General features: G+C 40.0%; 7 protein-coding genes. 4 read left to right on the top strand and 3 right to left on the bottom strand.

Annotated features, from left to right (window positions below):
* The coding region (locus JIV24_RS22520; protein ID WP_234445913.1) for a hypothetical protein at positions 1-180 on the top strand (180 nt) is incomplete at its 5' end.
* A gap of 588 nt (positions 181-768) precedes the next feature.
* Here the strand turns inward: JIV24_RS22520 and menB are convergent.
* Genes menB through JIV24_RS21195 form a run of 3 tightly spaced genes read right to left on the bottom strand, consistent with a single transcriptional unit; the run spans position 769 to position 4,371 of the window.
* Complete coding sequence (gene menB, locus JIV24_RS21205) at positions 769-1,590, bottom strand: 1,4-dihydroxy-2-naphthoyl-CoA synthase (RefSeq protein ID WP_200467091.1); 822 nt, start codon at positions 1,588-1,590, stop codon at positions 769-771.
* Positions 1,587-3,278 carry a 2-succinyl-5-enolpyruvyl-6-hydroxy-3-cyclohexene-1-carboxylic-acid synthase gene (menD, locus tag JIV24_RS21200; RefSeq protein ID WP_200467090.1) on the bottom strand — a complete coding sequence of 564 codons (1,692 nt, stop codon included), beginning with the start codon at positions 3,276-3,278 and terminating at the stop codon, positions 1,587-1,589. The genes menB and menD overlap by 4 nt, the downstream gene beginning before the upstream one ends.
* Positions 3,279-3,291: 13 nt before the next feature.
* Positions 3,292-4,371, bottom strand: a complete 1,080-nt coding sequence (locus JIV24_RS21195; protein WP_200467089.1) for a chorismate-binding protein — start codon at positions 4,369-4,371, stop codon at positions 3,292-3,294.
* Positions 4,372-5,380: 1,009 nt separating this feature from the next.
* Between JIV24_RS21195 and JIV24_RS21190 the strand changes: the two genes are divergently transcribed.
* The 3 genes from JIV24_RS21190 (at position 5,381) to JIV24_RS21180 (ending at position 11,261) form a co-directional block, all read left to right on the top strand.
* On the top strand, positions 5,381-7,759 hold the full coding sequence (locus JIV24_RS21190) for a GAF domain-containing protein (protein WP_200467088.1): 2,379 nt from the start codon (positions 5,381-5,383) through the stop codon (positions 7,757-7,759).
* Between the two features lie 23 nt (positions 7,760-7,782).
* Entirely contained in the window at positions 7,783-9,819 is a 2,037-nt protein-coding gene (ppk1, locus tag JIV24_RS21185) for a polyphosphate kinase 1 (protein WP_200467087.1), read from the top strand.
* Positions 9,820-10,049: 230 nt separating this feature from the next.
* Positions 10,050-11,261: a Pycsar system effector family protein gene (locus JIV24_RS21180; protein ID WP_200467086.1), complete on the top strand. Its 1,212-nt coding sequence runs from the start codon at positions 10,050-10,052 to the stop codon at positions 11,259-11,261.
* The last annotated feature ends 1,012 nt before the right edge of the window (positions 11,262-12,273 follow it).

Below are 12,273 nucleotides of genomic sequence, written 5' to 3'. Positions count from 1 at the left end.
AAGCTGTTTGAGACCAATGACTATCGGGTGAGTTCTTTTAATTCAGCGAATGAGATTAGAAAAGGTCATCGAGTGCTACAGTCAGCGGGGTTTTTCTTCCCTTTTTTGACTGTAGAAAAAAGGGAAAGCCCTCGTGGCTTGAGCCAATGTCTTACCAGACAGGTTTTCATCCTTTTTTAAAAAAGGATTGCAAAAACTTTATTGTAAGAGGTGATTGCTGCGCACCAGAGATGGATTTATTACTTCAGGCTTTCCTTCTTCTTCGTCGAAGTCGCCATTGCGCAATATCCACTCTTATCACAGACTTTCAACAGTTCGAAACTTTGTTTCGAGTGGAGAATGAGAAGACGATAGTTTCCAAGGACTCTAAGATCTGCAACGTAGAATTTGTCCCGAAATTTAAGACGGAATGGGCACCTTTCAATCGAAGTGAGCGTAGAATTAAAAGCTGTTTGAGACCGATGACTATCGGTTGAGTTCTTTTAATTCAGTGAATAAGTTTAGAACAGTCATCGAGTTTTTTGTTAGTTTTCGTTCATAAAGACCTGCCTTAAAGGATATTCGCGATTGACGCTATGCTTTAATTGACCTTAAGCAAAAAGCAACTCGGGTTTGAGTGAAACGCCAAAAGTACAGCTACACAACAAGCATTAAAGCTATTGATGCTATTCATGCTTTGCTCCAAGGGAATATCCATTGCTCGTGTAAGGTTTAAAAAAAGCACAGCTCGCAATGAACTGTGCTTCATTAATTATATCCTATTGTTGATTACGGAAATTTTGGAAATTGCTGGAAGTCAGGATCTCTTTTCTCAAGAAATGCATTACGTCCTTCCTGTGCTTCTTCCATCAGGTAAAACATCAATGTAGCATCACCGGCCATCTCCATAATACCTGTTTGACCATCTAACTCAGCATTTAAACCGCGCTTAATCATTCGCAAAGCCATAGGACTACGCTGTAGCATTATTTTACACCACTCAACCGTTTTATCTTCCAGTTCTTCAAGCGGCACCACTGTGTTGACTAAGCCCATATCTTCGGCCTCCTTAGCCGAGTACTGCTGACACAAGAACCAAATCTCTCTGGCTTTCTTTTGTCCAACGTGACGAGCCAGTGTTGATGAGCCAAATCCTCCATCAAAGCTGCCTACCTTAGGTCCGCTTTGACCAAAAATAGCATTGTCAGATGCAATCGTTAAGTCACACACAACATGTAAAACATGTCCGCCACCAATAGCATAACCATTAACCATGGCCACTACCGGTTTCGGCATCGAACGGATACGCTTGTGTAAGTCAAGTACATTCAGACGAGGCACACCACCTTCATCGATGTATCCGCCGTGTCCTTTTACATTTTGGTCACCTCCCGAGCAAAAAGCTTTATCGCCTTCACCGGTCAATACAATCACCCCAATATCTTGTCGTTCACGGCAGATATCAAAAGCATCAATTAATTCCAGCACTGTTTTTGGGCGAAAAGCGTTATAAACGCGTGGACGGTTAATGGTCACTTTACCAATACCTTCAAAAAACTCAAATTTAATATCTTCGTATTCCTTTACAGACGTCCAGTTACGTTGACTCATAATTCTTCTTTTAATCGTTTAAAATAAGACTTTAGCACACCCGCATTTTCTTTAGCCGGTGTTTTAATTTCTAATATAATAGGTCTGTCACCAGGTGCAAACAGTTGTTCAATGGTTTCGTTAAGCGTCTCCTCATTATTAGCCATTAAGTATTTAACACCATACATCTCGGCTAATGGTTGTACATTGAGCTGATGACTGGCTTCAAAATAGGTTTCTAACTCCTCTGAATCAGAAGGGCCTGGGATAAAGCGAAAAATACCGCCACCACCATTATTGATAACAACAATTCGTAGATTTGGTTTCAAATAGTTATTCCATAAGCCATTGCTATCGTACATAAATGACAGGTCACCAACAATCAACAGACTTGGTTGCTCACTAATGTAACTAGCTCCTACAGCTGTGCTAACACAACCATCAATGCCGCTGGTGCCCCGGTTGCTATAGCTGTTGTTATTATAAAAGGCTTTAAATAACTGCGCATATCGAATCGCTGAACTATTGCCCCATTGTATCTGCCAGTTTTTCGGAAGGTGGCTGGCCAGATGCGCGTAAGCTTTTAAATCGTTCCATCCATTTTTAACGAGGTATTCATCATGGTGCTTTTCTGAACGTTCAGCCCGTTTAAGCCAGGTTGTTCGATAGCGACTTTTAACTTCTGAAATATGTGGGAGCAGTTGTTTGAAAAACTCAAGCGGCTGGGCTTCTATTGAAGTGCTAAGCTGCTTATAGGTGTCAAGGTGGCGACTAACCGGACTGATGTGCCAATGCCCTTTAGCCGGATAGTTACGCAGAAATGTCTTTACCATTTTTGAAACCACAGCACCATCAAAAGTGATAAGTAATGAGGGTTTAAAAAAGTGTACTTCTTCTTCAGTAATGGTAGAAACGGTTTTGTCGATGCCGCAGATAATATGATCACCATTAATGTTTGAGGTGGTCTCGGCCAGTACAACCACTTGTTCCATATCCGATAATTGCCGAAGTATTTGCTGAAACTCCGTATTGGGTTGAAGCATCCCTGCGACTATCAATACTTTATCATTAGCGCCCCACTCTTCGCTAAGTTGTTTTATTGATTCATCAGCGATTGAGCTACAGGATGTTACCTGCTTAATTTGTCGCTGTTTTTCCTCTGCGTGAACGGTTTTTCCATATAAAGGCTCGGCAAGGGGTACATTGATGTGAACCGGACCCGCTAGCTTAAAACGACAATGGTAAAACGCTTCACTCACCACCCGGTTTACATGCCACGAACTGGCATTTTTTGAGGTCGGAAGCTGGCAACTGTACTTCACGAAATTATCCAATGCACCAAGCTGTCGGATGGTTTGTCCATCGGCCTGATCGATCCACTCAAGCGGACGATCGGCGCTGATAACAACTAAGGGTACATTCTGGTAATACGCTTCGGAAATGGCAGGTGCATAATTTAACAATGCCGAACCACTGGTGCAGACCAGAGCGACAGGTCGACCTGTTTGCTGAGCCATGCCCAGCGCAAAAAAACCGGCACTTCTCTCATCCACAATACTAAAGCACTCAAATTCATCGTGAGCGGCAAAAGTGAGGGTGAGGGGTGCATTGCGCGAACCTGGTGATATCACAACTTCACGTAAGCCCTCAGAAATACATATATCAATTAAAGTCTTTACGACTTTTTTATCAGAAACTGCTTTACTCATAAGATTACAAAGGTTAAATATTTTTTAGAACCGACAAAAGTGTTTGTGCTTTCAGCTCTGTTTCATGCCATTCCTTTTTGCACTCGCTATCTTTTGTTAATCCTCCGCCAACAAACAGGGCCGTTTTTGATTGAAGGACCTGCATGCATCGAATGTTGACATAAAATTGGTAATGGCCATTGTTAACAGGGCCTAAAAAACCAGAATAAAACTGGCGTTGATGACTTTCAGTATTTAAAATCAACTGGTAAGATTCTTCTTTGGGCATACCGCAGACAGCCGGAGTGGGATGTAAATCATATAGTAAACCTATTTGATTGCCATTCAGCTTCTCAAATTCAAAATTAAAGGTCGTACACAAGTGCTTCACCTGACCGGCATCTATGGTTTCGGCATGGCCATATTCAATTTTATCGACCTGATGATGAATAAGTACATGTTCAATATAATTGGTGACCATCTCTTGTTCATCGTATTCTTTTGGTGACCAGCTATGACCAGGGCTGTTAGGTATTGTTCCGGCCAGGGATACAGTTGATAATTTGTTATTGCGTTGTTGTAATAAGAGTTCTGGTCCGGCTCCAATCCAGGTGCCACTAAAAGGCGAGCTAAATACGTATACAAAAGCATGTGGATACTTTTGCTCCAATGCATTATATAAAGGGATGATTTGCTCGTGTTTAACTCCCGGTCCGCATTTAATACGGGATAAGATAACTTTATCTATTTTTCCGCTTTTAATGGCCTGGTGCATCTGTTCAAAGCTTCGTTCGTACGAATCATAATCATCTTCAAAGAGGAAAGATTCTTCTGAACTGATAGAAAAATGGGGTGTTAATTTGTGCGTATGCGCTTCGCTTAATTGCTGAAAAGATGCAGAAAATAAATTATTTATAAATAATCCGTATGATTTTGTGTTATCAAATGGTTCGATAACAAAGCCATTATCCATGCAGTGATGCATGTTAATACCATTGTATATTTTTTCGCTATTGCCAATTATGATTTGATTATCTGTTTGATAGGGTAAACGGTATAAAACAACAGAATCAAATTGTTCTTCATCAATAGCTTGTAGCAATTCTTTTTTCAAATCCCAGACTTAATAGTAGTTCTCAAAGTAATGTTGTCCTATATTTTACTATTGGGCTATCCGCCCAAACCCGACTTACTTTTTTAGCTTGAACTAAAAAACTAAGGAAAAAAGTTCAAGACTGCTTTTATAATAGTCTTCTTATTTATCTCAAACCTAAGTGCAACCGTGTGATTTTCGAGCAAGCTCTCAACTACACGGTTTTACTAATGCTTTCGACAAAACGAAAACAATTCTAAAAGAGGCCATAAACATGTAAACAGATATGCCCTAGCACCTATATTTATACAGTTATGCTTAAAACAAATACACATATAGTGCTTCCATATAATCATTAAGACGCATCGTGCTCAAAGATAGTAATTAGGGCGAAATACGAGAAGCTCAAGAATTATAGTTTACGAAAATTTGTGGTAATGGAGTAAAAGGGGCTTAATGTTTAACGTGATTTCGTTGTAAAGAATGAGGTTAATAGGCTATGCCAAATCTAAGTTAACCTCAGGAGCGCATTAGTATTGATACTTTTAAATCCCTTTGCGATGAAGCGGCAATTTAATACTAAGCCGTCCTATTTTAGCTGCCAGGTTAATCAAACAATAGCCCGAATTAACTGTTTCATTAGGGTAAGTAAGCGTTTGGTACACTGATTAATCAGCTTCATGCTTATAAGCTTGCGATGTCAATAAAGTGTTGAGATATTTGATGTAAAATCATTAGTGTCATAAATGATTAAAATTGTTGTTTCAATGTTATTGATTATGCTTGGCCTCAGCCGTTGAGCCAAAAAGCAAGTATGAGTTGACGTTGTGAAATTGATTTCTGTTCGAGCCTTTGGAGGAACGTAAAAGGTGAGTTTAATCAATTTCAGTCAACCAAACGTAGGTTTTTGAGCAAAATGGGTGCAGCCTTGATGTTTTTTCCTTAGTTTTTGTCATCAAGAACAAAAAGTAAGTCGGGTTTGGGCGAAGCGCCAATTAAATTGTGACAACATCGATATAAAATTGGGGAGATGATTAACAAAGACTACATAAAGGTAAATTGCAATTTGTGTGAGATTCCTTTTAAAACGCATTTGAGTTTTCGGTATCTGATAAAAGATATTACCGCTATAAGCGAGCAAGATACACATCCAATGTATCCGATGGCTACCAGTTTACTTTCAAAACTTAAAAAGGCACCTGAGTTAATGGACGAGGTAGTGGAGCAGAAGACATTAGATAAGTATCCTGAGCTGTTAAAACAGCTTATGAGTTTTGCCTTTAATCCCTTATTGGATGATGTTGAACTTAGTGCCGCCTGGAAACCATTTGATATGGAACAGGAAATATACTCAACGAATGCCTTTAAAAAGATAATGGGCGGTCCGAATCGTCGCTTTGAATTAGCAAAGGAATTGGATGAGAATCAAATGCTTATTACGGTCTTGTATCAGGCATATGTGATTATTCTCGAGAAATACTACAAGCTGGATATTCCCATTGACTTGCCATTTACTTTAAAAATGACTGATACTGATACTGGTCTGGTCAAGTTTTTTAATAAGCGATTCAATTCACGATTTCTTGAAATACGTACGATAGGGGAAGTCAAAGATCTATCTGCTAAGCAAATTAAAATGCTGTTTGATAATGATAATGACCTGGTTCTTTGGAATAAGATAATCCCCCTGGAGAAATTTGAATTTAATGGTTTTTTACAATTTGCTTATCATGATGTGACGCGTGATCATGCTATCTCAGATCTTAAATCCGACCTGCTTAAAAAGGAGTCTATATTAAGTAAGGATGGTTACCTGAAGATTAAGGACAAAATAAGAACCCTGATCGAAAATCCGCATGCCGAATTTGGTATGGCTGCCAATTATGGTTTTGAAACAAACCTTAACCAAAACTTTATCTGGAATACGATTATACCGCGTGAAGAGTTGGATTGCCACGACTACCAGGGTACGATGTACGAGAAAGCTTTTAAGGGCAAGCAGATTGTATTAACCACCGACATGGCCAAGCTGGAAAAAGACGATGTGGTCGCTGCTTTTTTAAAGAGGGGCATTCGAAGTCATGCCATCGTGCCTTTAATTCTGGATGATGAAATAATGGGCATGCTGGAGTTTGGCTGTAAAAAACCGGGTGGCATCACCATGATTCAGCTCAAGTTGCTGCACGATCTATTCCCCGTTTTTGCCCTGGCCATGAAACGTTCGAAAGAGGATTGGGATGATATGGTTCGTTCGGTTATTCAAGAGGAGTTTACTGCCATCCACCCAACAGTAGAATGGCGTTTCAGAGAGGCAGCAGCGCAGTTAATAAACGATGATGATGCACCGGATAACAAAAAACCAGATGATATTATCTTCCCGGATGTAGTACCTATTTATGGTGCTTCAGATATCAGGGGCTCGTCAGTAGAACGTAATGTAGCCATCCGTGATGATTTAAGAAAACAGCTTAGGGAGGCCAGTCAGATATTGGAGGGACATGAAGTGCTGGCTGACGTACCATTATTAAAAGATTTGCGTTACACCATTGAAAAACATCTAAAAACAGTGGGAAGAGGCTTAAAAGCCGGTGATGAAGTACTCATTATTGATTTCTTAAAGAAAGAAATTGAACCTGTTTTTAATCTGGTTAAAGGGCGCTATCCTGGAATGATTGAGGCCATTGAAGCCTATGAAAAACTGTTAGATCCCGAGCTGGGTGTTATCTACAATAAGCGTAAAAACTTTGAGGATAGCCTCACAATGATTAACGATGAAGTGAGTGATATAATCGATAAAGAACAACTAAAAGCACAGACTGTATTTCCGCATTATTTCGAAAAATACCGTACCGATGGTATTGAGTACAACGGATACATCGGCCAGTCGCTGGTTAAGGAGCTGGAGTATAGTTCCATTTATTTGAAAAACATACGATTATGGCAACTATTGGTGATGGTGAGTGTGGCCCGTAAAGTGAGGAGCTTACAAGCCGATTTGCCTACGAAGCTCGATATTACACAATTAATATTGGTACACTCTAAGCCATTAAGCATTGCTTTCAGACAAGATGAGAAAAAGTTTGACGTAGCCGGGGCTTACAATATCCGTTACGAGATTACCAAGAAACGAATTGATAAGGCCCTGGTGAAAGGAACCAGGGAACGTGTGACCCAGGTGGGTAAAATTGCTATTGTGTATTCGCATGCCGATGAAATTGCTGAGTACAAACACTACCTTGATTTTATGAAAGCGCAAGGTTATATAAGCGGACAGGTCGAAGATTTGGAACTGGAAGATCTGAAAGGCGCATCGGGACTAAAAGCTTTGCGCATTGAAGTAGATTTTAATGGGAGTGATGCCATAAAGCATGATAAGCAGGTTTATGAAGAAGTCATCACCAAAGAATAGTAACACATTGATACGAATACCCCATGAAGTATGTCGACAGGGATTTAAGTTGGTTAGCATTTAATGGAAGGATACTACAGGAAATAGCTTCTGACGATGTGCCATTAATGGAACGGCTTAAGTTTGTAGCTATTTTTTCATCTAACCTGGAAGAGTTTTATAAAGTACGCGTGGCCAGTCATCGTTTTGCTCAAAAGTATAAAGGTGATAAACGTAATAAGTATGGCTACAGGCCATCCTACATTTTGCAGCAAATAAATAACCTGGTAGGTGAGCAACAAGCGATGCTGGGTAAACTATTTTACGAGCAAATTGTGCCAGGCATGGCCAGTGAAGGCATACGATTTTTATGTGGCGATATTGATACGGCTAACAGACAGTTGATTGAAAACTATTACGATGCGCATTTTAAGCATGAGTTTGAGCTACAGGAAATAACAAATCATCATTCACTCCATCTGAAAAATCAGGCTATCTATCAGCTTATTATAGCCGATGGCAGGACCTGGTTGCTGGAGATGGATTATGAACGCTGGGGGCGATTTATAAAGCTCGAACAAAACGAGCAAGAGACGAAAATTGTACAGGTAGATGATGTGTTTAAATACAATGTGCACAAAATACTGGGTGCAGAATCACACACCTATGCCTTTAAGATTTCGCGCGATGCTGAATTGTACATCGATGAAGAACAGGATGAGAACATCGTTCGAAAAATTAAGAAGAGCCTTAAAAAGCGCGATACTGGTTTACCTTGTCGTTTGTTGTTTAATGAGCACATCCCTTTTAAACACATTAATGCCTTAAGAATTAAGCTCGATTTGGACATGAGCAGCTTAATTGCCGGCGGTCGTTACCATAATTATTACGACTTTTTTGCCTTTCCAACATTCCCCGATAAGCCGCACCTGTATAATCCCTTACACCAAGAATTGCCATGCAGGCCACTTGATGAAAGCAATGATTGGTACAAAGCCATTCGCCAAAAAGATGTCTTCTTAAGCTTTCCATATCAGTCCTTTGACTATGTCACTAACTTTTTAAAGATGGCCGCCAATGATGAGGCCGTAGAGGAAATCAGTACCACGCTCTATCGTGTCAGTAAAGAATCAGAAGTAGCATTGGCCCTTGAAAAAGCCGCTCAGCGAGGTAAAAGGGTATTTGTACTATCAGAGGTACTGGCCCGCTTTGATGAGGAATCGAACATCTATTGGGGCGAAAGGCTTGAGCAGGCCGGCGCACAGGTTAAATACGGCATTGAAGCCCTAAAAGTGCATGCCAAAGTATTCCTGATCAAACGACGCGAGCAGGGCCAGTTAAAATCATATGCTTACCTGGGTACCGGTAACCTGAATGAAAAAACAGCACGCATATATGCCGACCATGGTTTGTTAACAGCTGATGAACGTTATACCAATGATTTAAACGAGGTGTTCCGCTATTTAAAAGATGTGAGTTACCAGCCAGGTTTTAAACATCTACTCGTAGCACCCTTTGTATTACGTTTGCAAATTAATAAAGCCATTAAACAGGCGATCAAGAAAGCACAAGAAGGAGAGAAGCAGCAATTACAGATCAAGCTCAATAGTCTGGAAGACCCCGAGATGATTGATTTAATTCGTGAAGCTGCTGATAATGGGGTCATGTTTAAGATGGTAATTCGAGGCATCTGTTGTTTTGCACCTCTGAGCAAAAAGCAGGAACAAAATGTAAAAATCGTTAGCGTGGTCGATAAGTTTCTGGAGCACACACGCATCTATCAACTGGATAATGAACAGACATACCTGGCATCGGCCGATTGGATGACGCGTAATCTGTCCTCACGCATTGAAATAGCATTTCCTGTATGGGATCAGGATGTTCGGGACTTGCTTCACAATCAAATTAAATACCAAATGAATGATGGCTTAAAAGGTCGCGTGATTACGCCTGATGGTAACAATGAGTTTGTGAAGTCGAATAATAAAATGACCTCACAAGCCTATATGTTTGAATTAGTTGCTAAATTAACAGAGAAATATCGGAATGAAGGGGTACAAAAACAAAAACAAAAAAGATAAAAACTGACGTTATTAAAGCAAGCTGTCAATCATTTCTTCCCTTTGCCTTGAAAGCAAGGGGAAGTGCCGCACCGCAGGTGTGGTGATGGGGATTAAGATGGTTAGTTTTGATTCGTAACTTAATGGTACCATAGTTTTCTTCTGGAAGTTTTCTGTTTCAGAATGAAATTAGATTTTATTGAAAAGTCAACTGAAAAAAAATAACAGGATTGATAAATAATAAATAAATTATGAGTGAGCAGCCATGGACCTTATTGGTAAGCGAATGTATGCCAATTGCGGAAGAACAGATTCGAAAGTATCAGGAAAACGAACATAGCTTTCATAATTGGAAGCATACGCTCAATGTATTGAATTCTGTAACAGAGATTGGCAGCGCTACAGCCGACATATCTGAGAATGATCTGGAGAGTCTGCAATTAGCTGCATTATTTCATGATGTGAAGGCCTGTGAGGAGATTAAGGGGCATGAACAGCGCTCAGCTGCTTTTGCGCGTGAGGTGCTGGAAGCCCGTAATTATCACGAAGCCTCTATACTCCTGGTTGAACGCGTTATCTTAAGCACCAAACTAGGACGACAGCCTGCTGATATCTATGAGCAAATCATCAAAGATGCTGATTTGTCGCACTTGAAAAATAACGATTACATCCGTACACAGTTTCTTAATCTGTTTAAAGAAATAAACTCACGAATCGATAAAACACCCAAAGAGTGGATCAACGATTGCATTGTGTTCTTTGATGAACAGGAGTATTATACCTCTTATGCCAGAGATAACTATCTGGAAGGAAAAGAAAAAAACAGACAACGACTTATTGAATTGGCACAAAAAGACATTGAAACGATCGAGCAATTGGAGAAATCGACTGCCAAAAAGAAAAAAAAGAAGAAAGCAGCGCTTGAAAAACCAGATAAGGGTATCGAAACGATGTTTAGGGTGACCTTGCGTAATCACCTGTCGTTGAGTCAGATTGCAGACAGTAAGGCTAACACTTTGATTAGTGTTAATGGTATCATTATTTCCATTGTTCTATCGACGCTTTTCCCCAAGTTAGATAACAATGGCTATTTATTAATACCTGCACTCTTATTAGTTGGTTTCAGTATCACCACCATTATCATCTCCATTATCTCCACCATTCCGCGTACCACACATGGTTTAATGTCGCGCGATGATGTCACTAATAAGCGTGGCAACCTTATCTTTTTTGGTAATTTTCATCAAATGAAACAAGATGATTTTGAATGGGGCGTTAGTGAATTGATGCAGGATAAGAATTACCTCTACAAAAGCTTAACACGTGATTTATACCACCTGGGTAAGGTGCTGAATAAGAAATACGACTATCTGCGCATGGGGTATATTACTTTTGTTATTGGTCTTTGTATATCGATCATCGCTTTTGTGGTGAGCCTCACGCTTATCCAGCATGTTGGCTGATAATGATTGATAAGATTTAGTTACTCTATGTCTTCGATATTTGACAACGTGTGTTTGATTTACATGGTGTAATACCTCTCTGTCATCTCTCCTTAAGGAGAGAATTGATTGACAGCTTTTAAAAGTAAAACCACAGCTTTCGCAGATTAACACAGAACTTGTCCCGCCATAGCGGGATTAATATCTTCAGAATATTATTTTACCGCAGAGTTAAAGAAGGGCACAGAGTTTTTATTGGAGCTGCCAATCAATCTTCCCCATGGGGAAGTGCCTGAAAGGCGATGGGGGCTTTTCAACCATGCTGCAAATAGTGCGCTGAAAGCGCTATATATAGTAGCATAGCGACGCCCTATGACTACATAATGTAAATAAAAACGGTGCAACATGAAGTTGATAATTGTAGGATGTTATTTGCACCGGAATATGTGATAATTACCCCCACAGCCTGCGGCAGCTCCCCAGGGGGAGCATTTGATTGGCACGGTGTAATACCTCTCTGTCATCTCTCCTTAAGGAGAGAATTGATTGACAGCTTGTAAAAGTTAAACCACAGCTTTCGCAGATTAACACAGAACTTGTCCCGCCATAGCGGGATTAATTCCTTCGGAATATTATTTTACCGCAGAGTAAAAGAAGCGCACAGAGTTTTTATTGGAGCCGCCAATCAATCTTCCCCTAGGGGAAGTCCTGTAAGGGATGGGGGTGTTCATCTTCAAGCTGCAAATAATGCGCTGAAGGCGCTATATATAATAGCATAGGGCAAGCGTAGTGACGCCCTATGACTACATAATGTAAATAAAATCGGTGCAACACGAAGTTGATAATTGTAGGATGTTATTTGCACCAAAAGGATTAATGCATTAACCTTTATTCCAGTTTATTTCAAAATCATAAATAGTTTGCTGGGGTCTTGACGATTATCCCAGAAGGCCATAATGTAAATTCTAGATTCTTGTTGTTTGTATAGTATGCTATAATGGCCAAGTGATAATCCGCGTATAAAGTTTAATTC

It is taken from the genome of Carboxylicivirga marina (assembly GCF_016612505.1).
Taxonomy (GTDB): Bacteria; Bacteroidota; Bacteroidia; order Bacteroidales; family Marinilabiliaceae; genus Carboxylicivirga; species Carboxylicivirga marina.
Note: the sequence above shows the minus strand (reverse complement) of the source record. Positions and strands in the feature narration are given on the sequence as shown.

Coding starts and splice junctions, on each gene's coding strand:
- menB (WP_200467091.1), bottom strand. CDS start 1,590: ATGAGTCAACGTAACTGGACGTCTGTAAAGGAATACGAAGATATTAAA.
- menD (WP_200467090.1), bottom strand. CDS start 3,278: ATGAGTAAAGCAGTTTCTGATAAAAAAGTCGTAAAGACTTTAATTGAT.
- JIV24_RS21190 (WP_200467088.1), top strand. CDS start 5,381: ATGATTAACAAAGACTACATAAAGGTAAATTGCAATTTGTGTGAGATT.
- ppk1 (WP_200467087.1), top strand. CDS start 7,783: ATGAAGTATGTCGACAGGGATTTAAGTTGGTTAGCATTTAATGGAAGG.
- JIV24_RS21180 (WP_200467086.1), top strand. CDS start 10,050: ATGAGTGAGCAGCCATGGACCTTATTGGTAAGCGAATGTATGCCAATT.